This window comes from Emticicia sp. TH156, assembly GCF_002855535.1.
Classification (GTDB): domain Bacteria; phylum Bacteroidota; class Bacteroidia; order Cytophagales; family Spirosomataceae; genus Emticicia; species Emticicia fluvialis.
The window spans coordinates 1-24,174 of record NZ_PKRS01000013.1 but is presented as its reverse complement, the minus strand read 5'-3'; the positions used below and the strand labels follow the sequence as shown (position 1 = coordinate 24,174).

The following is a 24,174-nucleotide window of genomic DNA, read 5'->3' as shown; positions in this document are numbered from 1 at the left end:
AATCATGAAATCTTTATGTATAATGGCACTTTTATCAGTATTGGTTGTCCTAACTTTAGCGCAGTGCACTTTGCTAGAGGATGTAAGCCCTAATGCTAGTAAGAGTAAAGAAAAAAAAGAAGAGAAGACAGTTGAAGAACGGGGGGTGGAAAGCGGAGCAGACATCACCGAAAAATAATCATTATACCTTTAACGTAAAAGGGAAAAAAAACAAGTTATTCTGAAATTTGACAAACAGGTAGATATCAGGCCCTATTTTTATAACCCATTAGGGCAATTGTTTACTTAACATTCACTTATTGTTGCTAAAGGCACTGATACTCTTCAATTGGATGATTTAAACAGCGGTAAGTATTTATTAGTTATAGGTACTCAAAATAGACGTGATTTAGGTACTTATTCAATCAAGTTTTCCGGAATTGAAACAATATCACAAAAAGTAACTTTTGAAAGGTTAAAAGTTAATAAAGCAGATTGGGGAATGGGACGAGGGGCAGTTAATAATTATTCACTTAAAAACCACGTATATACATTCGAGGTTACTGCCGATAAATCGAATATTGATTATGAAATACATTCTTCAGACGCAGATATCTACTTTGAACTTTATAATCTTTTGGGGCAAAGAGTAAATGATAATTTTTATGGTACGGGCATGTGTGTAGAGGCCATTGAAGAAACTACAAAAGGCAAATATACTTTAATGGTGGCAACCGCAAAAAGAGATACAAAAGGGGCTTATAGTTTTAATATTTTTGGTAATATCTATAACCTGCAAAAAGTAGAGTCTCAAAGTAAAATTATAGAGGATACCTGGCCGAGATGAGCGATTCATACTTACTCAATTTCTATTTCAGAAGATAAATCACCTTTAGATATAACCTTGCAGACTCCAGACAACAATTGCACTTTTGAGGTGCTGGATCCTATTGGCCAAATAGTTTAGGAGTTTTCTTGCCAAAATGGAAGGTATGAATTTAGTGTTGAGAATGTAAACAATGGGGTATTTAAAATACGAGCTTTCCCTAATGTTGAGCCTGATAATCGGCCTTCGGCTATGAAATATATTTAAGTGTGTATGGTAAATTTAGTGACTTAAAAAAGCTATAAACGCATTTCATTAATAAAGTCTAATCGTTGCTTCTGATTAATATTAGCACTCTTAATAACCTAAGAGCGCATGCATAACTATTTTAAATTTTTCACTTAAATCAAATTTTTATGAGAACTGTTTTCGTTTTAGTTGCAATCTTTATCTCTACATTATCATGGGGGCAGAAATTAAAAATTGCACCGGTTATTGGGCTTCATATGTCAACTGTCAATTATTCAGACGACTTTAAAGAAGCCTTGGATTTAGCGTTATCGGCAGATAATAAAATAAAGTATAAACCTGTAGTATCAGGGTCTTTCGGCATTTGGGGAGACTACACCTTTAGTGATAAAATAGGGTTTCGTTCCGGCTTGCTGGTAAATATGCGTGGAAATAATATCAAGTTAAAATTTGATGACGTTAATGTAAGTATTAAACAAAGATATACTTATTTAGAGATTCCTTTATTAGTTACTTATCAATTAGGTGATAAACCCTTTAAACTACTTGCAGGGCCGACAATTGGCTTTGCCCTTTCAGCGAGACAAAAGGTAAAAGGCAGTATAGAGGATGGGGATAATGGAGGAACTGCATCAGCTTCTGAGAGCCACAAATTATCTATTGGTAATGACCCAAATGAAGATGATATCAGACCCATTGACATAGGAATTAACCTTGGTGTTGCGAAGACGATAAGCTTGAGTGAAAACCCTCTTGAGCTGTCTTTCTCTGTTGTTCCATCTATTTCGAAACATACTACCCAAACAGACTTATCTTCAGATTACTTTGGAAGACATTTTTCATTAGGGTTTAAACTAGCCTATTTCTTTTCTATTAAATAGCCAAGTTCGTTTGATTACTAACCGATTAATAAAGCCAGAAATTGATGATGGAAATATTTTAAAACAGGGGGGGATGTTGAGTTAGTTTTACTGTTACAAAATACCGAATCAATATCAATTTTTAGCCAACTTATATCTGAATACGTAGTTTATAAAACCACAAAATAACACTTCTTCAAAATGTATCGTCTAATTTTTATTGCAATAATTGTACTTAATTTTTCTTGTAGAAAAGATAAGGAAGAAATAGAATTGGTTGACGCTCCGGTATCTGAAGCAGAACTAAATAGTGTTCCACCTCCTACGTTTCAACAATTGATAAACGCATACGAATATGTAGCAAAGAAGGATTCGACCTTACTCAATAATAACGTAAAGCTTACAAGGGCAGTTTTTAATAGAATAAAAGCAAACCCAAATGCAAGAGTTGAGAATGCAGAAGAAATGAATTCAGGCTTTTTTGATATTATGCATAGATTAACCAAGGAAGAATGGGCTCTAATTGTACTCAATTTGAACATAAGAAATGCTTATAATGCCTCAAAAACTGTTGAGCCTTCTAAAAATGCTGCAGTAGAATATTTTCCTTGCGACAGCGATACGAAATATGAAAACAGCAAAGCTGATGGTTTCAGGCATGCGTACTGGAGTGCGCTTATGGTTTTAGAAACAAATGCTGACTTCGCAAAAGATTTTGCTACTGCGCATGAAGCGGGTTCAACTAATGCATCGGCCACGGAAATGGATTTGCATAATAACAAGATTGGGAGAGAATTAGCTATAAAATACCCAACGGCCACAAAAGCACAGTTAATTGAGTTGCTCCTACAAAAAAAGTACTTTTACATTAAAGAAGGAGAAAAAATTCCTGAAAATCTTGAAGGGATAGTTTTCTTTGCCGGAAAGAGACAATATGATGTAACTCTTAAAGGTAGTATAACTAATCCTGATTCTGGAGGGCCCTGGGAAATAACATTTGATATTTATCAATGTAGGGAAAATATAAGAGGAGAATATACAATAGTAAGAAATAATCAGATGCAGAAAAGAAGATATAAAGGTAAGATTGAGGGCAACAAAATTATTTTGGATATATCAGATCCTTATGTATTTGAAAATCCCAACGGCGTTCCTCCGTGTCAAAATATGAAAATGTATTTAAGTGGTAATGAAGCAAGTTTAAAGGGGAATTGGGTATCATCCAATTGTTCTCAGGGTGGAGTGGTTAACCTTAATAAATAAATTTTATTTAAAGTTGGCAAGAATGTTTGTGTCAAAGAAAAATGCTTAACTTGACTTTGATTGTTGATGAGCTTTATATTGCTTTTGAGAATAGGTGTTAATTTTCATCCATTTGTCAAGCCCAAAACTTACAATAGTTAATGGCTTTATTTCAATATAGATGCTATGTAATAGAGCGTCTTTAAAGCCAGGTGTCCTTAAATATTATTTGGCATAAAAAGCTGGCAATGAAGGCCTTTCCACTTTCTAAATCTCTCTCTCCATTGTCGGAGAGAGAGATTTAACCTCCCCTTACTGTTTGGAAGGGTTAGATGGGGTTATTGCCAAAGAATATTCAGCTTTATAAACTCTTTGCCCCCACTAATCGGCGCTTGTAAAGATTAACAGCCGCTACCCCCGCCTCCACAAGGTTCACGTGGTGGTTTAAAGGAAGTAGAATCATCGCCAACAGCAAATATATTTTTGTGGTCAAAATATTTGCTTTGTTCTATTTTTAAAGGCTGCGGAGCCTCACTGTTGCAAGAGGCAAGCCCGAACGCCAGTGTAACAGCAAGCACAATTAATGCTTTTATTTTACGAATTCTATCATTCGTAAATTTGAATAGTTTGATTTTCATTTCTGTTTTTTTTAAAAATTGAAAAAAAATCGAAATGAGCTAGACATTCACCGGTGACTTGAATTGCCCTTTTCTATTCATATAGGTTGAATATGTAAATACATCACACTTTTTTTTATTTTTTTTTTTCTATCTATCAGTATCACTTTTGCTTTGTTTTTTTGTTACTTTTTATGATTTGCTAGAATAAATACTAAAAAAGATGCTCCTGCTATGCCCCTAAAATTTACTGACCAGGAAATTATTGAAGGATTATTAAGCCGTGAAGCCAGAATAGGTAATCTTATTGCTGAGCAGTTGTATAAACAAAACAACAAGGCTATCACGCACATGGTATTAAAGAATAATGGAGTAATTGAAGATGCTGAAGACATATTCCAAGAAGTATTAATTTTATTTATTAATCATGTCTGGAATGGTAGTTTTACATTGCGGAACGATGTAAGGATAAGTACTTATCTGTATTCAATTGCCTTTAAATTATGGTTAAAAAAACTCAGGAAAAGTGGAAAAGCAGCTATTCGTGAAGCAGAGTTTGCTGCTCATTTCTTACTCCCAGAAACTTCTCCGGAAGGTGGTTTAATCGAATTAGAAGAGTTAGAGAAAGCATACAACGTTTTTGCAAAGCTAGGGGAGCTTTGTCAGGCGATTTTAAAATCTTACTATTTAGACCGGAAATCAATTGAAGAAATTGCAAATCTCTTTAATTTAGGTAATGTTAATGCCGTAAAAGTAAGAAAGTTCAGATGTATTAAAAATCTTAACAAACTTATGAATATATGAGACCAACCAGCGAACAGGAAGAGTTTGAATGGATTGAGGATTATCTACTTGGTAAACTGAATCTAAAAGATAGTATTTTCTTTGAAGAAGAGCTTAAAGATGATATTGAACTAACAAAGAAGGTGGACCAAATCAGAAAGGCACTCAATCTTGTGAAAGAGTCCGTAATTCAGCAAGAGGTTTTAAAAACAATAAAACTCCTGCAATACAGGAATAAGCACTCCTCAACATCTGCTTATATTAAAATAAGAAAATATGTAACAAGCACTTCAATAGCAGCTTTAGTTGTTTTTATGCTGTATTTGTCATTTGGAAGTATTCATCTGCCTGATACAGAGAATGATTTTAATGTTACAAGGGGGGTAGACAGCAGTAAGTTTACTCCTGAACAGCGAAAAGCTTTTTCCAGCTTTTTTGATGGGCAAGCCCATTTAGTTGAGGGAAATTACTTATTGGCCGTAAATGATTTTCAAAAGTCTCTCGAATTAAAGAATATCAGGCCATATTTTAAAGAAGCTGCTGAGTGGCATTTGGCCTTAGCTTATATTAAAAGCAACCAGCCTTATAAGGCAGAAGTTATTTATGAAAAGTTTGCCAATTGTACTGATTGTGAATATCCGGTTGATACTTTGAATCGCTGGAAAATCAAATGGCGCATTTTCTGGGCAAAAATTCTTTAGTAAAAAGTCAAATAAAAATATTGTATTTTTTAGTTGAGCAGATTTGGATATTAGGTTAGAAGACATACTACCTGAAAAATGCAGAAATTAAAAATCCAAAATTTCACGTATTGACTTACTTGTAATTGGATGCATATCAAAGTTGTTAACAAATGAATTTTAATAGGAAAATCCCAGGTATTATCTTTAATGAATGGAATTCAAAAGTATAGAAAATTAATGTTTTTATTGATGTACGCATTCTGAAACTTAATAGGCGCTGTGGGTTATTTAACATTTGCTTCTTGTTTCCCTACTAGTCTTCATTATTTATGAGCGTAAAAAAATGAGTGCTTTTGCTCGATTAAAGTCCTTTTTTAGTTTATATCAAAGAATTTTAAAGCAAAACTCATAGAAATAAACTAGCATCTGGTTTACGAGATTTACAATAATACTGCCAATTTTAGAGAAAAACGAGCTTGCCCCAAACAGATATGAGATATAATCATATCTTATCAGCAAATGCCTGATGAATGAATCGCGATTTTGCTATTTTTTTAAATGCCTTTACATCCACAACCCTAATCAGCTGTTATTTTTTTAAGAGTTTTAAAAAGGTGTTCAATGAGCTTTCAATTAGAAGTTAGTACACTTTAGTTTTCTTCTTGCATCAAGTCCTCTGAATGTAACATCAAGAAAATACTCTAAGCCATACCAGATAGTAATCTCATTTGCACCACCTGAAGCTTTATTTAGCGAAGATACAGTCAGGTCATAGCTATACTCAATCAAAAACTTATCCAGCTTTACTCCGGCAATAAAAGTTAATGCATCTCTCCCTGCGTAGCCAGCATTTTTAAAAGGAATGTTTCTATACCATAATCCAAAGTTCATTGGTTCATACTGAAAGTTTATACCTAAATCAAGTTGGCTGAATTGCCCCTGTTTTCTAAAATAAGAAGTGAAAGCTATACTTCTTTCTCTGTTCATATCTTTTACCATACCATTACCTATAAAATCTAAACCATGCGGAATTCTGAACCCTGCCTGCAGTCCAAATCGGCCTTTGGGCTGAAATTCTTTCTCCTTAAATTTCATATGATGCCAGGTTGCTCCAGCCCAAAAGAGCTGTGAATCATCTGAATGGATGGAAGATTTCCATAAAACACCGGTATCAAAATTGGGATAACTCCAATTGAAGGATCCTCTATTAATTGCTATTGGGTCTGTTGAAGGATTCAGCGTTACACCATTAGGCGAAGCCACAAAGCGGTCAACGAATCTAAGATTGCTCATGTCATTAATCTGATGAAAAGTCCATGAGCCCTGCAAACCCCATTGAATTACATTATTGTCATTTACAACAACATTGTAAGAGCCTAAAAAAGAAAACGAGTTAGAGTTGAAGTTCTTAAATTGGTCATCTCTAAATGCCAAAAAACCTAGGCCTACGCCTTTTCCTACATAGCTGTCAACTCCGGCCATGTATGTTTTGTAACCTCCATCGCCAAGCCCATTCCATTGGCTACGATAAGTTGTCATAAGACGTGTAGTACCCGATTCTCCGGTAAAAGCAGGATTATGGTATAAAGGGTTGCCAAAAAACTGAGAAAATTGAGGGTCAGGGCCTAAACCAAAGTCCTGTGCAGAACTTATTTTGTAAAGCAAAAGCAGATTCATTAATAAAAGTTTTTTCATCGTACAAGAGAAAAGTTGTTTTTAAACTGTTTTTTAATATTTCCTATAAATTCTGCTTCTATTTCATAGACATAGGCCCCCTCTGGCATATTCAAATTATTTACTTTGCCATCCCATCCTTCAGTTAATATATTCGGTTCAAAATCCTTTTTCTCAAAGATTATTTCTCCCCATCGGTTTCGTATCCTCAATAGCAAAATCTTTTTTAATCCTTTAGAGCCAAAAGCCGTAAAGAAATCGCCGATATTATCATTGTTTGGTGTAAAAACTTCTGGAATTTCAATTTGACAAGTATCAACTTCAATGTAGTTATCTCTATAAACAGAGTCTTTGCAAGTGTTATTTTCATAATAAGCAACTAAAGAAACATCATGAAAACCTGCATTCAGATTTACTTCTGGATTCGCTGCATTTAGCGTATGTCCATCTTTAAAGTACCACTTGTATTTGGTTGCATCCTTTGAAAGGTTTTCAAATCTGATTAATTGATTAGAGCATAAAATATCTCCTGCTGTTGCAATCTTAAAATCGGCAGTTGGCTTTTTGCGAACATTGATATTTACAGGATATTCATTTTTACATGTTTTTGAAGTATTTCCATATCCAATTAACTTAACAGTTTTTGGGCCTTCTATTTTATATGAATGGATAGGGGAGTAATTAATAGAATCATGTGGCGAGTTATCTCCAAAGTCCCAAACAAATGAATACAAAGGTCCGGAGGTATTTATGACCTTCATCGGTTCATCTTGACATAAAAATTGATTAGACAACTTGAAACTTACTTCTGGAGGTGCAGTAGTTTTAATACTTCTTTGAATTGAATCATATCCGCATGCAGTATAGGCAATTAAAGTAACATTATATGAGCGATTAGCATCTTTAAAGCTATAGGTTGGGTTTGGAGTAATAGCTTTATCTTCATTACCAAATTTCCACAGCCATCTTTCAGGTTTAGGCACCGTCGCATCTTTAAAAAGTACGGGTTCTCCGGCGCAAGCTGTTATTGTACTCATAGTAAACAACGGTTTAACATTCTCAGGAAAAACAGTAATAGCAACTTTACTGGTATCATTACCACAGCTATTAGATACGATTAGGCTTACCTGATAGCTTTTAACTGAATCTTTAGCCGAGAAAATATGAGATAGTGTGTCAGATGCAGAAAAAAATGGAGCTTCATTATCAAATACCCAACTTGAAGTGCCCAGATTACCACTTGAGCGATTTGAAAATTTAACCCTTGCAGGGCTACATCTGAAAATAGTAGAATCTACCCCAATTTCAGCTTTTGCTAAAGGCCTTACCGTAACTTTCTTTGTCTTTTTTTCTTCTCCGCATGTATTTTTTAAAGTTACTTCTACAGTAAATTCTTTATCTTTTGTGGTTTGATTGTTAAAAATATAGGGGCTTGGTTTATAACCATCGCTAGTATTGCCATCTCCAAAATCCCAATGATAAGCTAAATCATTTCTCTCTGTTGTATTTATAGAAAATGTTACTGGCAGAGGTGAGCAACCTATGGTTTTATCCAGATTTATATCAAAAGGTTCAGGCGGCACAGAAACGGTTATTTTTTTGGTGGTGGTATCATGGCAAGCTCCTGCAAAGGCTACAAGTTTTACTGAGGCATTACCCTTAGGAAGTGAAAAAGAAGGAGATTGTATGGTAGAAAAAGGCGATGTTTCATTGTTCAGGTACCACTCATAAGCAGATGCCCCTGTTGATTTATTTAGTATCTGACTAGAAGCACCGCTGCATCCTCCACTAACATCAAAATCAGCCAAAGGTCTTCCAATTTTTACATTTATATCTTTTTTGGCGCTACAACTTTTTCCTCCACCTATTGAAGTTGTTACTGAATAAGTGAGCTTAAAGTCTGAATTGTTTAGACCAACTGTATTTAATGTGTCATTTTTTATACATCCCGAGCATACATTCGTACTCCATGTTCCACCCCCTGGGGTAGCCTTAAGAGGTAGCTTGGTCAGGCCCTGACAAATAGCCTCATCATTAGCCACAATGTTTATGCCTTGAACATTAATTTTGACACTATCTCGGGTAGCACATTTCCCTACCCCTAAACTATATTTTATTTCATAGATACCTATCTCTTTAGGATTAAACATTTTCTGGTTTTCAATAAATTTGCCTGTCCAATTTCCTCCATTTGGCGTGGCCAAAATATCAACAGCATTTGCGCCTACGCAAAGTGTGGTATCCCTGAAAGACGTTATTTTTACCGCTTGCTTTTGCCGGACAAAAAAAGTATCTGGCTTTGCAATTTTAACACCACATTCATATTTAAGAGTAGCCCCAATTATGTAAGGTGTATCAGAGTACCCGGCTTCCTTTATCTCATTTAAACCGAGTGGGTTGCCATTGAAAGTATACGTAGCCTGTGAATTTGGGTTTGCAAGCTTGTATTTAATAGGTTCACAATCATCGTTTTGCGGAGATATACCCAACTGTGGTTCGCTTACAACTCGATGCTTACAGATAAATGGTTTTGAGTTGCCACATACATTTCTTGCAATTAAGGTTATTGTATATTCTTTAGAATCATTAAATTTAATTTTGATTTTGCCACTACCAGGATGGCCTTCTAAATAAGAATAGCTACCACCTGATATTTTCCATTCATAATAAGATTCATCTGTAGAAATCGTTCCATCTAAAGAAAGTATGCCACCGTTGGACATACAAACCACGGTGTCAGTATTAGAAACCGTATATCCGTCGGCTTTGTAAGAAGCAACCGGAAGTTTACTCATTTTGAATGAAGCTTCTTTGGTATTAACACCGCAGTTTCGTGAAGTAGCAGTTAATTTAACTGAATACGTTTGGTTAGGATCTGTAAAGCTTATGTTTGGCGTATAATCAGTACTTTTGCGGCCGTCACTAAATTCCCACAGATAACTAACATTGCCTGAACTCGGGCAACTATTGTTTTCAAATCTGATTGCAGACCCCTCGCATGCTTCTTTTACAATGAGGTTAGCTTGAGGTTTTTTATTAAAAGTCAGTATAAAACCCTTATTATCGTTCGCATTATCCGGGTTCGTATTTTTTATGCTAATACTTCTTTCCAGTTCCGGGTCATTACAATCTTTTAAAAAGCTTTTTAAATCATAAATGTGCCGTGTTGTTGTTTCGGCATTAAGCTTAATTTCTTCAGCTTTACCATCTCCCCAGCTAATTTTATAGGTTTTTTCAGGGCTAGGCCCCGGCTTTAATTTGACACAAACCTCATAAAGAGTATCTGTTGGCGAAACACAAATAACTCCTGAATTAGATGCGTCACAAGTTGTAATATCTACTTTTTCCTGTCCAATAGTTTCAAAAAGAAACAAAAATATTCCCAAAAGGGTATAAAGCAGTCTTTTAATGAAAATCATAAATATTATAGTTATCTTATTGAATTATTACTTTCAAAATCTAATAGTTACATTTTTTTCTTTTTAAAGAAATAGATTAACCCTGAAGTAAAAAGTATAAGGAACCCTAAAGTAAGTAATAAATAGTGGTAGGACTCCTGAAATACGGGTTGGTCGTTACCAATCAGAATAAGGTTAGACCAGAAATATGGGTGGTTGTATTTTTTTGCAAAATCTTTTTCAATAAAATCTATTTTGGCTTTTTGCAAGGCCACATCTTTCGAAACCCCCTTTTTGAGATAATAATGGAGCCTTCGAGTTAAAAGTGATGCGCTTTCATCATTAGTAGCCCATAGCGTTGAAATAATAGAGGAACATCCTGCCAGACTGAATGCACGGGCAATTGAAAGCATTCCTTCAGAATGATGTTCCTGGCCGATACCGGCATCACATGAACTAAGCACTACTAACCGTGTGTTAGTCAGTTTAAGAGTATATATTTCATCAACTGTTAAACTTGAGTCGCCCTTCGGATAAAAACAAATAAATGAGCTGCTCGGGAATTTGTCATTCATAAAAGAATGCGTTGCCAAATAAAGTATACTAAATGATTGGTAATGTTTTAGGAAATTATTTTTGGTTGCCTTTTCTCCCAATAGTGTCTCGTCAGCTATTTCAACTACTTGTTTTTCCGATTCTGGTAAGTATTTCAAATTGCCATTTGTAGGTTTATTTTCATTAAAAGGAGCTAAACCCAGAGTTTTTGTATAGTTAGCTTTTTTAGGTTCTTCAATTATTTGCCTGGCAGAGTAAGTGTATTCTACACTATATTTTTTAATTAAATAATCTTTTATTGTTTTACCAGATTCAAGTACTTCGAAGGGTAAAAAATTAATCAGCCAGTCTTTACTTATTATTAGTTTGTCTTTATTTTTTATAAGTGGTTTTAAGGGAGTAATTAAAGTTTCATATAAATTGGCAGATAACTCAATTCCTTCATAGTTCCCAAATCCAGGATTTTGATACAATTCATCTTTAAAGGAGTTTAAATTGCTGATAAACTGCGGAGTAAGCTTGATTGTCTTTATTTCAAAATTTTCTTTGGTAACTATGCATATTAATAACTCTTCTTCCGTACTGAAATAAGATAAAAAAACCGCATTATCGTTAAGTTTCTTTTGTATTTCAGCCAACTTCACTTCTGAGGTTTTAAATTTCAGATTGTAATATTCCGGGAATAGTTTTTCTATCTGGCGAAGTAGATTAATCTTTTCAATTTTGAGACTGTTTAGGCTTTCCTCTATACCTCTATCTTTGTTTTTTAGTAGTTTTTTCCTTAAAATCAATTCGTTTAGGCTGTCTTCTTTTTTAAGATAATTAACAGGTATGAGATTATTCTTAATTGATGACAAATAAAGAGCTTCATTCAACTCAGTGGCTTTGCTTTTTTCGATTAAGGAGAGTATATATTCTTTGTCAGAGAGAGAATGTGATAATTGATATTTTGCCAAAGCAATAGTTACAGCTAATTGGTAAGACGAATGTATTGTTTTGTTGAAAACCAGCTTTGATTCTGAATAATCATAATTATTACGTGTATTCGATATAATATCAAGACAAAGATTTATTGTTTTTAATGCTAAATTGAGGTAGCTTTTATCATTATTCTTTTTATAAGAGTTAAATAGGAATAAACTCTTTTTTGTTAATACTTCTATACTTACTGTTTCGTTTAAATTGCTTAGTTCTACTGGATTCTCAAATATATCCTTGCTTTCAAAATGGTTAAAAATAGCCTTTAATGATTTTTGGATATTTTCAATACTTAAATCTAGATTGTTTTTATTAATTTCGCTTAATCTCAAATAACATTTGGCCAATCGTATATCCTTATTTATTTTCTTTTTTTTGAATATTCTGATTGCATCTTGAAAGTATCTTTCTGCCTGTTGTTTCTTTTGTCCTAATGTAAGATAAGCAATTCCAAGATTATATAAAATATTAGTTTTTAGTCTAAAATTGTCAACTGGTTTATGAGTTAGTTCAAGTTTATTTGCCAGTTTAAGTGCTTTTTTTAAAATGGCAACTCCTTCATTAAATTTATTATTTAGAATAAGACACCACCCCAAACAAGATAATGTAAAGCACTTGAGCTGATTTTTTTCTGTTTGCTCTTGGTCTGCCTTCTGAATATATCTTAATGCTTTTTCATTCTCGCCAAGGCTCTCATAAATATTTGACAGATTAGTTAGTATTATTACCTCATCTTCTTTTAGCTTATACTTCTGCGCAATTAGCAGAGCCTTTTCGATAAGTAAAATTCCATTTGAGAAGTCTCTATAATCATTTAAGAATCTTCCATAATTATTGTAAAAATGAATGGCATATGATGGAATCTTGCCCTCAATGGTTTTATTTTTTAATAGCAGATTATTGGCTGACTCAAAATATAACCTTGCAGAATCGCGCATATTCAGAGCTTTGAGCATAGTACCATAATTGGAATACAATTTAAAAGAAATGGTATCAACAGATGGTGTAATTTTAGCGTGATAGGCTAAACCTTCTCTACACGCTTCCAAGGCGAGTTTGTATTCTGCTTTATAATGATGCAATGAACTTATATCAATGTACAAGTTGGTCATTCTTACATAATCATTCGATTTTTTTGCTATTTTAAATGCTTTGATATAAAAGAAATAGGCCTTTTCTATATCACCATTATCAAAGCAATCTTCAGCAATTGATCTTAATTTATCGGAGCGGTTTTGAGAATAGCAATTAATTGTAAGAAATGAGGTAAGTATTATAAACAGGATTTTCATTTTTTTGGGTTAGGTACCTGGAGCAGTAGTAATTTTAGATACGTTTTCATAAAAATACTTTTTTTAAAGTTGAGAGAATATTAAATTTTGTAATTTTTATTTTTAGGTAGCTTGTCCATTTTTGGAAGGGCGGGAATTTAAATGGGTTATAACTTTGTAGATAAACATAAATCTATAATTGCAAGGATGAATATTTGCCTTTAGGCGCACTAGTTGAGAAAAGTAGATGGTTATATTTTTATTTCTGCTAAGTGAGTTGGGGAAATATAATGTACTGACTTAGCATCTTTTGAAAAACTAAGAGTATAAAAGAAGTAAAGATGCTAAGTGAATTGGTTTAGGCAGGAAGAAAGCGCTATATTTATTAAAGCAAAAATGTTTATTACTAACTAATGAGCAGGTAAAACCTTTAAAAGATATACCCTGTTGGTGATTTTGTTGAGTAATTAATATTATCTGATTGGCTTCTCCTCGTCTATTTCTAACCGTACTTACCTAAAGGGGATAAAGGTGCAGCAAAATACTTCATCACCATTTCGCTCCAGACCCCACGCGTTAAAAGAGGTGAAAGATTTGCCGGAATAGTTTATTTTTAAAACGCAAAAAAGAACTGACCAGCGCCTGGCTAGTCAGTTCTTTTGTTTTTCTTTTGATGCCGGTTAACCCAGTTCTGTTACAAATGCATCTTTTGGAGTTCTGACTTTTTTTAGATTCACCAGCCAGTCGCCTTCTTGTTCACGGTAGCCAATGGGCAAAATTACCACACTTTTCAGGCCTTGTTCTGCCAGCCCCAGTAATTCATCCATTTTTTCTGTGTTGAAACCTTCCATGGGCGTGGCATCTACCTTTTGCTCGGCGGCGGCGGCAATGGCTAGTCCGAACGATATATAGGCTTGTTTGGCCGAATGATTCTTGTGCCATTCTTTACCCAAAGGCTCATATAACCCCCAAAGCATTTTTTGGTACCCTTCCGAGCTGTCGGCAGGCAGCCCTCTTTCTTCAGCTGTTTTGGTCAATACCTCCTTTATCCTTTCGGGTGTGTATTCATCCCATGCGGCCCAAACCAGCAGATGCGAACAATCTGTAATCTGGCTCTGGTTATAGGCAAATTCGCGTATTTGCTCAAGTATTTCTTTATTGTTGATAACAAAGATTCTGTAAGGTTGTAAACCAGAAGATGAGGGCGCATATCTTGCTGCTTCCAGTATGTAGTCCAGTTTTTCTTGCGGAACAACCGCCCCATTCATTTTTTTGGTGGCATAGCGCCATTTCAAATTATCTATAAGTGTCATAATTGATTTTTGGTTTTGTGTGGCAAATGTAAATGTTATTGTGTATATTTGTAACAAGGTAACAAAAAGTAACAGTAACATAGAAGTAACCAGGTAACCGATGAGTAACCAGACTTATATTAGAGATTGTAAAAGGAATATCATGGCCGTTTATGATGCCATGGACCTATTGAACGGCAAATGGAAAATATCAATCATAGCCGTGCTTTGCTATCATCATAAAAGAAGGTTTTCTGATATTCTGAGAGATGTGAGCGGGATATCGAACAAAATGCTGAGCAAAGAACTAAAGGAAATGGAGGTAAATTCGCTTTTGAAAAGAACGGTAATCAATACCCAGCCGATAACCGTTGAGTATGAATTGACTGAACATGGAAAGAAGTTGAAGTCGGTAATTAGTAGTTTGTCAGAATGGGGGAAAGAACACCGGAAAGAGATGATGGGCCCTTAATTGCATGGCTTATGTAGTTTGGTCGATCATGTTTTACTCAATTACCCTGTAATTGTATTTTCTTTGGTTTAACAGGTCTTCATAGTAGATGGTAAAATAGTTTTCATTGATAACATACTGGGTGGTAGAAAGGGTTTTAAGCACATTATCACGATTGATTCTTAGGTCATTCCTGATATCTCCTATGCCACCATTCTGATGGAAGTCGAGTACACTGTCTGCACTTACGGGCTGTTGTAAAAAATTCGTAAACCATTGTTTTCTTTCCTCAATTACCCGAGGAGTATATAAAGTAACCGAAGACCATATCTGAGGTCTTGACACATCAATTTTTTCTGTACTGATTTGCTTGCCGTTCCATCTCAATTCATGGGCAAAAAGTTCATGGCTGTTTTCAATAACTACAAGCGTGAAGGGTTCAATTCCGTCAAAATTATATCTTTCAATAAATGTGGTTACCGAGCCGAACTGGAAGAAATCAGGGATAATTCTACCCCGGCTTTGCCGGTAAGGCGGGTGGGAGATATGCCTGCTAACCCCGCCATTTAAAAGACACAGGCTTAAGGCTTTGCTGCCGGCAATCCAGGTGCCATCGCTCAGTGGGTCTTTCGGATAAAAAACCTGATGCCCGTTAATGGTATATTTTCTGGGTGGAGTGGCCGTTTCACGAGCCACGGCTTCGTCTCTGTTCGAGGTAAGAATATATCCTTTGTTGCCGGTTGGTATATAGGTCAGAACGCACATGGTATCAAAAGTTTTTCATCATTAATCAGCCCATAATCATTTCGCAATTGACAATAATCGTCAGGTCGGCGGTTCAGTTTTCTAAGGCCTCCAGCTGCTGTTTGTATCTGATGGTTGCGTAAGCCACACCAAAAGCAGGGTCTATTGGTATATGGCTGAAATGCACCTGCACACCAATACGAATAAGCGCAAAATGATGAATAGAATGCTCAATCATATACACCAGCTCGCGCATAAAATTAGATTCAACCAGTTCGTGGTTTTTTTCGCTGTACCTCACCTTTACCAGAAGCGGCCTGTTCAGATTCGTTTCGTTTTTAATAGTGGCTTCAATCTCGGCCAGTTTTTTTTGAGTATAAATTAACTCGGTTTCAATTAAATGATTACGTTCGCGGCCATCGTAATCTACTATGCCTGTTGACGCTCCATTAATTAAACACTGAAAAAACTCTAAGGTATGCCGTACGTGCTGCCCTATACTGCTGTTGTTTAAAACCGGCAGGTTTTCTGTGTAGGTTTGCGGGTTTAGCTGATTGAGTAATTCTTTCAGTTGATTAAATACTTCTGTGGTTGCCTGGCTTGTCATTTCTTTCGTAAGTTTTATGTGCCCGTAGCAGTAACTAAGCCTGAAACTGACTATGCAAATCATTTAATTATTCAAGTTGCGTAACAATCCAATGGGCATAACCAGCCTTGTGTTGGTATTGTTACGCGCTTTATTGACCCTACAAATTTGATGATTTGACCTGGCCCGGTTTGTCGGCCAGACGACCTAACTAAGAAAATGAAGGTAGTTTATGCCTCTTTTTTTAAGATGATTTCCGTTCGGTTATAGTCTAAAATGCCTTTTTCTTTATACTCATTAAATAGTTGGGTAACTGTTTGCCGGGTACTGCAGATAAGGCTGGCTATGTCCTGATGGGTAAGGTAGTTTTTAAGAATAATGTCTGTGTCAGCGGGAGTACCTTCTTTTGTTGCCCAATCTTTTAAGAAAATCATGAAGCGCGTCCGTACATCTTTAAACATAAGATTGGCGTATCTGCTCTGAAGCCGTTTGAATCTGAACCCCATCCATTTGGTATAGGATAAACCCAGTTGAGGATTCTTCTCCAGCAGCTGTTCAAAGTCGTCCATTCTGAAACTACAACAAATTACGTTGTCAGAAACCGCTACCGCGTATTCGTCAGACTGCGTTTCGGTTAGGGTAAACTCCCCGAAGATATCGCCTTTTTGAATCACATCTTTTACAATTTCGTTGCCGTTTTCGTCTGTCTCTACAATTTTAAGCGTACCTTTTTTAAGAAAATAAACCCTGGTGTTTTCATCATGCGAAAACAAAATGATTTCGCCTTTCCGCGCAGTTTTGAAATTTGATATCATACATATCGACCTCAATTCAGACGACGATAGTACACTAAAAAGTTTATGGTCTCGCAGATACCAGTATTTTGTATCAAGATTCATCAGGTTCCGGAAAAATTCTATGCTAATATACAGATTGCAGACAATTTTTAACTAAAATGCTTCTTAATTATTACCCAAACTTCGGCAAGGGATAAAGGCAGATGACCTCTTTTCTGGTTGTCAATGCTTATGTCGGCGCTGCGGCTCCAGTGCCAGCGTAAATCTTTGTAGGCATTCAGTAAAGAGTAGGCAGGGTCGTATATATGCCCGGGGTCTGAACTCACCCCGTTCAGTTCCATTATTTTTATGTTTTTGCCATTATACAAATCTTCAATGCTGGGCACTTTCAGGTCAAATCTACCATAATAAAACCCATCAAAACTTTCGGCAATGCTGCTGAATATGGCATGTGTTTGCTCGTTAATCAAGTGGTTGGCATTTATAAACTTGGTTCCCCGACAATGATTCCCAATGGGTTCAAGCAGGCGTTTTTCGTTAAGCGGCAGCTGTTCGTTTATCCGCTCACCTAATTTTGACTCCAGCGCGGCCAACTGAAACCGCGCACGGGTAGACCTGCCAATCAACTCACGGATGGTAGATTTACCGTCACCCGTAACCGTCAGAAATTCTTTTAGGGTTATGGAAGAAACAATTCCCGCTGGCTCCGTCGGCACACGGCTAAAAAGTACGCCCAATTCAATAGGATAGCTGATAAATTCCTGAATTATGTAATTTCCCTGTGCTGCCGTATGGTAGTTATGCAACTGTTCGGCTGTTTCAATTTTGGCAACATGGGTGCCTCTCTCGCCAACATCAGGTTTGGCTATCATAGGGAAGCCTATTTGCGCAGCTTTAATTAAATCAATAATGTTGCCCGGTTCTTTTTCTTTTTCTACAAAAATGGTTTTAGGTAGAAAATCGGGGTTGATTTTCCTGAGAATTTCAATCTTGCTTTCGCCATAAAAACCACCTGCTTTTATACCCGGGTTAACCGCCGTAAAAAAGGTAAACGAGCGCGTTCTGAAAGCCAGATACAGCCAGTACGGAGCCATTGGTAAATAAAATAACCACCAGGGCCAGTATTCATAATTGAAAGTTTTAATAACAAAAAGCGGGAGTTTCATAATAAGGCGTGTAAAATCATCTAAAAGCATCGGTAAAGAATTTTCTGGCCAATGCCAGGCCCTGTTGCTGGTGCAAAACCAGAATCACTACCGAGCAAAACAAAACAACTATGGCCAATATAAACAGTTGTCCGCCATCGCCCATTGACTCAATTCCTATAACCAGTAAATGAGCGGCAATTGCACCCAGCATTAAGCCCATGGCCACCAGCCCCCCAACAAATGCAGTGGCCGGTAGCAGCAATAACAAAGCAGTTACCAGTTCTAAAACGCCGGTGCCTATGCGGCCCCACGGTTCGACACCCAGTTTGGTAAACAACACCACAGACTCAGGATGTGCCGTAAATTTAAAATAAAGTGTCTGAATAAGAATAACGGCAGCTATGATACGTAAGCCCAACGAAATGATTTTCTGTGTTTTCATCTGATTTGCAATGCGGGTTAGCGTATAAAATTCATCCAGTTTTTATCTGCTCTCTGTTTCAGATTAGCCTCATCTTTATTCCATTTGGGCAGGGTATTATTTACCCACGAATGATAGAAAAGATAGAGTTTCCCGTTCAGTATTTTGAAAGTTTCGGGGTCAATTTCTACTTTTTCGCCCGTGGCTCCCATAGCGTAGGCACACCAGCCACCATACTGTGGCTCATATTTTTTCGGGTCTTTTAAAAAAGTTTCTTTGTTTGCAGGGCTGCCAAACCAATAGTTTGCGCCCTCATAACTGGTGTTCCATTGCTTGTTGCCTTTAATGGCTTTGTGCTCATTAAAATAGGCTACGGGGTCATAACCCTGAATGGCAAGGCCGTTTTCAAGATTAAACTGCCTGGCTCTGGTATTGGGTTGTGCCAAGGCCTGGCCAATTAACACCATGAGTATAAGGATAATTAAATAACTGCGTTTCATCTGTACGGTGGTTTAGGGTTAGTTATTGGGCTTGTTTAGTGCAGGCCAGTAATCGTTGGCTTTTTTGATGCGACCCGGTATGTCTTTCGACCATAGTTGTTTTACCTTGGGGCTGTAGTTCAGGTAGAGTTTATCTTCGACTATTGTCCAGGCGTCAGGGTCAGTGGGCGACTTGTGATTCTCGCTCACCCCAAAGGCACAAAAACCGCCGAACTGAGGCGCGTATCTGGCAGGGTCTGCCTTGAAAGCATCTAAATTGGCCTGCGAACTAAAAAGCCACGTGGCTTCATGCCATTGGTACCCAAAAGTTTCTGAACCCTTTACGGCCTTGTTTTCTGTAAAATAAGCTACGGGATCATAGCCGTTAATAGCAATGCCATTTTTCTGGTAAACGGCATTATCTTGTGCAAAGGCGCCTCCTGCAAAAACAAGAAGAAAAAGGATGATGATTTGAATGCGGGTGTTTTTCATTTTAGTGAAGTTTTTTTTACAAAACTGGCAGAATTGTAACTGACGGATTGTCGGCTCAATGACAATTCAGAAAAAGATTCTGAGCGTTTGGCCAACAGCCATTGAAATAAATAGCAAACCTATGGCTTTGTTGAACGAAAACCTCAGAAATAAACCTTGCAATTGACCCTGAAAACGCTTGGCCAGCCAGGCAAAAAGCAGCAGAATGGCAAATGAACCCAAAGCTGCCCCTAAAACAAACGACAGTTGCGAGCTGAACGATCGCAAACTGTAAAACGAATGGAGATAAACCAGCACAACCAGCCAGAAAGGCAAAAGCTGCGGGTTAAGCATTCCTTTGCCAAAGCCACTTAGGGATGCTTTAGGTATTTTTGTGGTTTTGATTGCTGCGGTGGTTTTAGCCTTTGTAAAAAGGCTAAGCAGGCCTGTTATTAAAAAAAACGGAATGGCGGCCAGTTGCAGGGCTTCAAGCAGTATCTGGTTTTGCATCAACCAAAACCGCCCTTTAAGTGCGGCTATGGTGTAGATTACCTCAGGCAGCGAGCCGCTTACAGCCACGTAAACACCATCTTTAAAACTGCGCGAAAGTGTGGCCTGTACCACTGCCAGGTTTAACGGCCCCGGTTGTACAGAGCCCACAAAACTGATGAGGGCTGTGAGTAATAAAATAGCTATTGGCTCTGGCATACATAATGGGTTTGTAGGCAACAAACCTAAAGCAAGCGTGCCGGATGAATTGTCTGCCTGCCGACATTTAAGACAAAACCCGGCCAGAGCGGGTATGCAGTAAACTAAATTCTAACCGGATTTGTCGGCACAAACACTTAGTTAAGCAATTGCTTTAATACGTCTTCATTGTTTTCTTCAAAATAGGGGTGATGATAATGGTGCAGCTTCATTAAGACTTGCAACAACTGATTTTTTTCTTCAATGCTCAGATCGCCTACAATGTGGCCCGACATCTTCTGGATTCCGTTTTGAATCAGACCAAATTGGGTGCGACCCTTGTCTGTCAGTGATAATAGTTTTGACCGGGCATCGGCAGGATTATCTCTTTCCTGTAGCATCCCGTCGCGGAGCAGTCTTTTTAGTACCTCGTTGCCCGACGATTTTTCTTGTATGCACATCCTGAGCACATCTATTTTCTTAAACTCTTTGTCAGGAAAAAGAGAAACCAGCACGGCAAAGTCATCAAGCGAGTAGATTTCAGTATTTCTGAAAACACGCTTGGCATAAAATTGGGCATACTTGTAGGCAATTCCTAAAAACATAGAAATAAGCCCGTCCTGCGACGGTATCATGCTTTGCGGCTTGGGCTGTGTTTTATTGGCTTCGTTGATAATCCAGGACACAAATTGCTCTTTTTGCCAACGCTGGGCGTTTGTTTGCTGCTGATACGCCTCTGCCAATGCTATAATTTCTTTTAAAATACTGTAGTCCATATACTATTGTTAACAATATTTGAAACGCAAAATGGTATTATACCATTCAATTAAAAAATATTTTGTTTTACATAAAACATTTAAAGCCTGAAATTGTTTTATGTAAAACTAATCTAATTTATTTGGTATGAAAACCATTAAACTCTACTTCTTTTTTTTGTTGTTATTTTTTAGTTTTTCAGCTTTTGCCCAGAATACAGGTACCATTTACGGTAAAGTAATTGATAAAAACACGCAGGAACCACTAATAGGAGCCACCGTGGGTGTAGAGCAATCATCGCAGGGTACCACAACAGACCTGGAAGGTAACTTTCGTTTATCGTTACCCGTTGGCAGCTACAACCTGAAAGTAACTTATGTTGGTTACCAGACACTTGTTAAATATAATATCAACCTTACGTCTGGTAATGCGCAGTCTGTCAATTTTGAATTACAGGCCGAAACTGCTACATTAGGTGAAGTAACGGTGAAAAATCAACGGGCAAAATCAGCCCTTGCTTCAGACGTAATGACACCGCTGTCGGTGCAGACCCTCACGGTTGAAGAAATCAGGAGTAATCCGGGTGGAAACTTTGATGTTTCAAAAGTGATTCAGGCGCTGCCGGGTGTAGCCGGAACCACAGGAAGCGGGGGTTTCAGAAACGATATAATACTGAGAGGCGGCGGCCCCAACGAGAACATCTATTATCTTGATGGCATAGAAATACCGGTGCTTAACCACTTTTCAACGCAGGGTAGCGCCGGTGGACCCGCAGGTATAATCAATACCGCTTTTGTAGACGATATTAAGCTGAGCACCTCGGCATTTAATGCGCAATTTGATAACGCCCTTTCTGGGGTTTTTGAAATTAACCAGAAAGTGGGTAACTCAGAACGCTTGCAAAGTAATATCCGCCTAAGCGCAACCGAACTGGCCGCAACCTTTGATGGCAAACTGAGCGACAAAACCAATTTTCTTCTTTCGGGGCGTCGGTCTTATCTGCAACTTTTGTTTAAGTTGATAGACCTGCCCATCAGACCTAATTACTGGGATTTCCAGACAAAAATCACACATAAACTCGGAGAAAAAACCACGTTGAATCTGATAGGTATAGGCGCCATAGACGACTTTAAGTTTGCGTTACCCAAAGACCCCAGCCCCGAAAATATCTATATATTCAGAAATTCTTCATTGATTAATCAGTGGAACTATACCGCAGGGGCGTCTGTCAAGCACCTCATTAACAAAGGTTTCATTAATGTGGCGCTCAGCCGGAATCACCTGAACAACTCATTAGAGCGCTACGAAGACAACAATAACCCGGAGCCGCAGTCGCAGAACCTGTTTTCACAATCAAAAGAGGTGGAAACCAAGCTCAGAGCATACCTTAAAAAATCGCGTAATGGATTTACTTACAGTTTTGGCGGCGTAATACAGTATGTTAATTACCAGAACGATTTCTTTCAGAAAATAAGAAATAGTGTAACCGACCAAAACGGGAATGTAATACAGCCGGAAGTAGCTTACCGGTTTATGACCGACCTTAACTTCTGGAAATATGGCGCTTTTGCACAAATTGGTAAGACATTTGCCAATCAGGTGAGCGTATCAGGCGGGCTAAGAACCGATATGAACAGCTTTACTGATGAGGGGCAGAATCCACTCAGAACGCTTTCGCCCCGCATCTCGGTTTCGGTACCTTTAAGCAGTAATTTCAGACTCAATGCCGCCTGGGGAAGCTATTACAAAATACCTATTTATACGGTGCTGGGTTTTAAAGATGCCCAGGGTAACTATACCAACCGCAACAACAAATACATTAATACCCTGCATTATGCACTAGGGTTGGAGTATCTGCCCAGGCCCGATTTGAGATTCACGGTTGAAGGTTTTTATAAAGATTACAGAAATTATCCGGTAACTACCCTTAACAATATTTCACTGGCTAACCTGGGAGGCGAATTTGGCGCCATTGGTAATGAGGCGGTGAGGTCTGTAGGCAGAGGTGAAACATACGGAGTTGAATTTTTTGTACAGCAAAAACTGGTAAAACGTAATTTTCTGACACTCTCTTACACCTTTGTGAGAAGCAAATTTGGTGGGCAGAATACCGCACTAAGGCCATCGGCATGGGATGTACGGCACCTGGTGTCACTAATTTATGGCCTTAAATTGAACAAACAATGGGAGTTAGGCCTGAAATACAGGTTTGCAGGCGGTAGCCCCTACACGCCTTATGACCTTGCCGCATCGCAGCAGAATTACCTGACATTAGGGCAGGGGATTCTTGATTACACCCGTTTAAATTCGGTTCGACTGAAAGCCTTTAATCAGGTAGATTTACGCGTAGATAAAAAATGGAATTACCCGCGCTGGACCCTGGATTTATTTCTGGATGTACAGAACGTTCTGGCCTTTAAAAATGAGTCTATGCCTTATTTTACCTTTAAACGCAAGGCCGATAATTCCGACTTTGAGTCGAGCGACGGGCAATCAGTCAGGCCAGACGGCTCAAATGCCATTCCGGTTATTTTAGATAACTTGTCGGGCAGGCCAACCCCAAGCCTTGGGTTTATTGTTGAGTTTTAGATCTGCTGGTGCATTTGTATTGTGGGCGTTCTGATTTTATAATTTAAACGCCGAGCTAAGAAAATACCGCCCAGGCAATATAAAATATACGCCAACCATTGGCAAACATCAGATTGAATGTTTGTTGCTGTTTCTAGAAGTTTTCAGTAAAATTTTTCAGAAACAGCAACAAACAATTTTGCATCTTTAAATGATAGCATGTTTTTTCAGCATGATTTTCCTGTCAATGCATCGGTGCCGCAGCATAGCCTAACCTAACCCCATCAAATCTCCCGATACTCGCATTATAAGTCCTTGCGCCAAAGCTAATTCTTCGCATTTAGACGTACTTTCCTTTTCTTTATTTTGAAGGCTTAATAGGCAACAGGTGTGTTGTCCGGATAGGTAATATATTAAAAAAAGGCCATCCAACAAGTTAATTATTGGATGGCCTTATAATACTAAATACTCGTACTTGAATTGGTCTGACGTGGTTCATTTTTAGTTTACACTTTTTGCGAATTATTAAAAGACAAATATTTACTTTTTGAACCTATTTTTCGGTAGTACAATTCTTCAAAAGCAATGGGGTTGGAATAATTTATTCCAGAATGCAATCTTGTGTTGTTATAGTACCCATCAATATATTCGAATATAGT

General features: G+C 37.4%; 22 protein-coding genes. 8 read left to right on the top strand and 14 right to left on the bottom strand.

Annotated elements, in window-relative coordinates; translation table 11 throughout:
- The first annotated feature begins 4 nt into the window (after window positions 1-4).
- From C0V77_RS23205 to C0V77_RS20695, 4 genes are all read left to right on the top strand, one after another.
- The gene (locus tag C0V77_RS23205) at window positions 5-178 is read left to right on the top strand and encodes a hypothetical protein (RefSeq protein WP_158237981.1); all 174 of its coding nucleotides are present in this window, start codon (window positions 5-7) and stop codon (window positions 176-178) included.
- Between the two features lie 150 nt (window positions 179-328).
- A complete protein-coding gene (locus C0V77_RS20705) occupies window positions 329-826 on the top strand; it encodes a hypothetical protein (RefSeq protein ID WP_101728305.1) in 498 nt (165 codons plus the stop codon).
- A 395-nt stretch (window positions 827-1,221) separates the two neighbouring features.
- Complete coding sequence (locus C0V77_RS20700) at window positions 1,222-1,935, top strand: porin family protein (protein ID WP_101728304.1); 714 nt, start codon at window positions 1,222-1,224, stop codon at window positions 1,933-1,935.
- Window positions 1,936-2,115: 180 nt separating this feature from the next.
- Window positions 2,116-3,177, top strand: a complete 1,062-nt coding sequence (locus C0V77_RS20695) for a DUF6973 domain-containing protein (protein ID WP_101728303.1) — start codon at window positions 2,116-2,118, stop codon at window positions 3,175-3,177.
- A gap of 380 nt (window positions 3,178-3,557) precedes the next feature.
- On the opposite strand, the gene C0V77_RS20690 is transcribed toward C0V77_RS20695, so the two are convergent.
- Window positions 3,558-3,794 (bottom strand): hypothetical protein, encoded by a 237-nt coding sequence (locus tag C0V77_RS20690; protein ID WP_101728302.1) that lies wholly within the window; start codon window positions 3,792-3,794, stop codon window positions 3,558-3,560.
- A 213-nt stretch (window positions 3,795-4,007) separates the two neighbouring features.
- Here C0V77_RS20690 and C0V77_RS20685 point away from each other — a divergent pair, with 213 nt between their 5' ends.
- The gene (locus C0V77_RS20685; RefSeq protein WP_101728301.1) at window positions 4,008-4,577 is read left to right on the top strand and encodes an RNA polymerase sigma factor; all 570 of its coding nucleotides are present in this window, start codon (window positions 4,008-4,010) and stop codon (window positions 4,575-4,577) included.
- Complete coding sequence (locus tag C0V77_RS20680; RefSeq protein WP_101728300.1) at window positions 4,574-5,257, top strand: hypothetical protein; 684 nt, start codon at window positions 4,574-4,576, stop codon at window positions 5,255-5,257. The genes C0V77_RS20685 and C0V77_RS20680 overlap by 4 nt, the downstream gene beginning before the upstream one ends.
- Before the next feature lie 615 nt (window positions 5,258-5,872).
- Here C0V77_RS20680 and C0V77_RS20675 read toward each other — a convergent pair.
- The 4 genes from C0V77_RS20675 to C0V77_RS20660 all read right to left on the bottom strand — a co-directional run bounded on the left by C0V77_RS20675 (window position 5,873) and on the right by C0V77_RS20660 (window position 14,428).
- Entirely contained in the window at window positions 5,873-6,934 is a 1,062-nt protein-coding gene (locus tag C0V77_RS20675) for a type IX secretion system membrane protein PorP/SprF (protein WP_101728299.1), read from the bottom strand.
- Entirely contained in the window at window positions 6,931-10,332 is a 3,402-nt protein-coding gene (locus tag C0V77_RS20670; RefSeq protein WP_101728298.1) for a PKD domain-containing protein, read from the bottom strand. The genes C0V77_RS20675 and C0V77_RS20670 overlap by 4 nt, the downstream gene beginning before the upstream one ends.
- A 47-nt stretch (window positions 10,333-10,379) precedes the next feature.
- Complete coding sequence (locus tag C0V77_RS20665) at window positions 10,380-13,136, bottom strand: CHAT domain-containing protein (protein WP_101728297.1); 2,757 nt, start codon at window positions 13,134-13,136, stop codon at window positions 10,380-10,382.
- A gap of 659 nt (window positions 13,137-13,795) precedes the next feature.
- Window positions 13,796-14,428 (bottom strand): NAD(P)H-dependent oxidoreductase, encoded by a 633-nt coding sequence (locus C0V77_RS20660; RefSeq protein WP_101728296.1) that lies wholly within the window; start codon window positions 14,426-14,428, stop codon window positions 13,796-13,798.
- A 100-nt stretch (window positions 14,429-14,528) separates the two neighbouring features.
- On the opposite strand from C0V77_RS20660, the gene C0V77_RS20655 reads away from it, so the two are divergent.
- Window positions 14,529-14,879: a helix-turn-helix domain-containing protein gene (locus C0V77_RS20655; RefSeq protein WP_101728295.1), complete on the top strand. Its 351-nt coding sequence runs from the start codon at window positions 14,529-14,531 to the stop codon at window positions 14,877-14,879.
- Window positions 14,880-14,912: 33 nt separating this feature from the next.
- On the opposite strand, the gene C0V77_RS20650 is transcribed toward C0V77_RS20655, so the two are convergent.
- The 9 genes from C0V77_RS20650 to C0V77_RS20610 all read right to left on the bottom strand — a co-directional run bounded on the left by C0V77_RS20650 (window position 14,913) and on the right by C0V77_RS20610 (window position 20,967).
- Complete coding sequence (locus C0V77_RS20650) at window positions 14,913-15,623, bottom strand: NRDE family protein (RefSeq protein WP_101728294.1); 711 nt, start codon at window positions 15,621-15,623, stop codon at window positions 14,913-14,915.
- 73 nt (window positions 15,624-15,696) lie between these two features.
- Window positions 15,697-16,209, bottom strand: a complete 513-nt coding sequence (locus C0V77_RS20645) for a hypothetical protein (protein ID WP_101728293.1) — start codon at window positions 16,207-16,209, stop codon at window positions 15,697-15,699.
- A 209-nt stretch (window positions 16,210-16,418) separates the two neighbouring features.
- The gene (locus C0V77_RS20640; RefSeq protein ID WP_101728292.1) at window positions 16,419-17,087 is read right to left on the bottom strand and encodes a Crp/Fnr family transcriptional regulator; all 669 of its coding nucleotides are present in this window, start codon (window positions 17,085-17,087) and stop codon (window positions 16,419-16,421) included.
- A 47-nt stretch (window positions 17,088-17,134) separates the two neighbouring features.
- Window positions 17,135-18,151 carry a hypothetical protein gene (locus tag C0V77_RS20635; protein WP_101728358.1) on the bottom strand — a complete coding sequence of 339 codons (1,017 nt, stop codon included), beginning with the start codon at window positions 18,149-18,151 and terminating at the stop codon, window positions 17,135-17,137.
- Window positions 18,152-18,167: 16 nt separating this feature from the next.
- Window positions 18,168-18,575 (bottom strand): DoxX family protein, encoded by a 408-nt coding sequence (locus tag C0V77_RS20630; RefSeq protein ID WP_101728291.1) that lies wholly within the window; start codon window positions 18,573-18,575, stop codon window positions 18,168-18,170.
- A 17-nt stretch (window positions 18,576-18,592) separates the two neighbouring features.
- The gene (locus tag C0V77_RS20625) at window positions 18,593-19,054 is read right to left on the bottom strand and encodes a YHS domain-containing (seleno)protein (protein WP_101728290.1); all 462 of its coding nucleotides are present in this window, start codon (window positions 19,052-19,054) and stop codon (window positions 18,593-18,595) included.
- Between the two features lie 18 nt (window positions 19,055-19,072).
- Window positions 19,073-19,525: a YHS domain-containing (seleno)protein gene (locus C0V77_RS20620; RefSeq protein ID WP_101728289.1), complete on the bottom strand. Its 453-nt coding sequence runs from the start codon at window positions 19,523-19,525 to the stop codon at window positions 19,073-19,075.
- A 66-nt stretch (window positions 19,526-19,591) separates the two neighbouring features.
- Window positions 19,592-20,212, bottom strand: coding sequence for a LysE family translocator (locus tag C0V77_RS20615; protein ID WP_101728288.1), 621 nt, complete (start codon window positions 20,210-20,212; stop codon window positions 19,592-19,594).
- A 137-nt stretch (window positions 20,213-20,349) separates the two neighbouring features.
- Window positions 20,350-20,967 carry a MarR family winged helix-turn-helix transcriptional regulator gene (locus tag C0V77_RS20610; protein WP_101728287.1) on the bottom strand — a complete coding sequence of 206 codons (618 nt, stop codon included), beginning with the start codon at window positions 20,965-20,967 and terminating at the stop codon, window positions 20,350-20,352.
- Between the two features lie 127 nt (window positions 20,968-21,094).
- Between C0V77_RS20610 and C0V77_RS20605 the strand changes: the two genes are divergently transcribed.
- The gene (locus tag C0V77_RS20605) at window positions 21,095-23,536 is read left to right on the top strand and encodes a TonB-dependent receptor (RefSeq protein ID WP_101728286.1); all 2,442 of its coding nucleotides are present in this window, start codon (window positions 21,095-21,097) and stop codon (window positions 23,534-23,536) included.
- Window positions 23,537-24,174 lie beyond the last annotated feature (638 nt).

Excerpts from the sequence above, each read along its gene's own strand:
- C0V77_RS23205 (WP_158237981.1), top strand. The coding sequence starts at position 5 with ATGAAATCTTTATGTATAATGGCACTTTTATCAGTATTGGTTGTCCTA.
- C0V77_RS20700 (WP_101728304.1), top strand. The coding sequence starts at position 1,222 with ATGAGAACTGTTTTCGTTTTAGTTGCAATCTTTATCTCTACATTATCA.
- C0V77_RS20695 (WP_101728303.1), top strand. The coding sequence starts at position 2,116 with ATGTATCGTCTAATTTTTATTGCAATAATTGTACTTAATTTTTCTTGT.
- C0V77_RS20690 (WP_101728302.1), bottom strand. The coding sequence starts at position 3,794 with ATGAAAATCAAACTATTCAAATTTACGAATGATAGAATTCGTAAAATA.
- C0V77_RS20685 (WP_101728301.1), top strand. The coding sequence starts at position 4,008 with ATGCCCCTAAAATTTACTGACCAGGAAATTATTGAAGGATTATTAAGC.
- C0V77_RS20680 (WP_101728300.1), top strand. The coding sequence starts at position 4,574 with ATGAGACCAACCAGCGAACAGGAAGAGTTTGAATGGATTGAGGATTAT.
- C0V77_RS20675 (WP_101728299.1), bottom strand. The coding sequence starts at position 6,934 with ATGAAAAAACTTTTATTAATGAATCTGCTTTTGCTTTACAAAATAAGT.
- C0V77_RS20670 (WP_101728298.1), bottom strand. The coding sequence starts at position 10,332 with ATGATTTTCATTAAAAGACTGCTTTATACCCTTTTGGGAATATTTTTG.
- C0V77_RS20665 (WP_101728297.1), bottom strand. The coding sequence starts at position 13,136 with ATGAAAATCCTGTTTATAATACTTACCTCATTTCTTACAATTAATTGC.
- C0V77_RS20660 (WP_101728296.1), bottom strand. The coding sequence starts at position 14,428 with ATGACACTTATAGATAATTTGAAATGGCGCTATGCCACCAAAAAAATG.
- C0V77_RS20655 (WP_101728295.1), top strand. The coding sequence starts at position 14,529 with ATGAGTAACCAGACTTATATTAGAGATTGTAAAAGGAATATCATGGCC.
- C0V77_RS20650 (WP_101728294.1), bottom strand. The coding sequence starts at position 15,623 with ATGTGCGTTCTGACCTATATACCAACCGGCAACAAAGGATATATTCTT.
- C0V77_RS20645 (WP_101728293.1), bottom strand. The coding sequence starts at position 16,209 with ATGACAAGCCAGGCAACCACAGAAGTATTTAATCAACTGAAAGAATTA.
- C0V77_RS20640 (WP_101728292.1), bottom strand. The coding sequence starts at position 17,087 with ATGAATCTTGATACAAAATACTGGTATCTGCGAGACCATAAACTTTTT.
- C0V77_RS20635 (WP_101728358.1), bottom strand. The coding sequence starts at position 18,151 with ATGAAACTCCCGCTTTTTGTTATTAAAACTTTCAATTATGAATACTGG.
- C0V77_RS20630 (WP_101728291.1), bottom strand. The coding sequence starts at position 18,575 with ATGAAAACACAGAAAATCATTTCGTTGGGCTTACGTATCATAGCTGCC.
- C0V77_RS20625 (WP_101728290.1), bottom strand. The coding sequence starts at position 19,054 with ATGAAACGCAGTTATTTAATTATCCTTATACTCATGGTGTTAATTGGC.
- C0V77_RS20620 (WP_101728289.1), bottom strand. The coding sequence starts at position 19,525 with ATGAAAAACACCCGCATTCAAATCATCATCCTTTTTCTTCTTGTTTTT.
- C0V77_RS20615 (WP_101728288.1), bottom strand. The coding sequence starts at position 20,212 with ATGCCAGAGCCAATAGCTATTTTATTACTCACAGCCCTCATCAGTTTT.
- C0V77_RS20610 (WP_101728287.1), bottom strand. The coding sequence starts at position 20,967 with ATGGACTACAGTATTTTAAAAGAAATTATAGCATTGGCAGAGGCGTAT.
- C0V77_RS20605 (WP_101728286.1), top strand. The coding sequence starts at position 21,095 with ATGAAAACCATTAAACTCTACTTCTTTTTTTTGTTGTTATTTTTTAGT.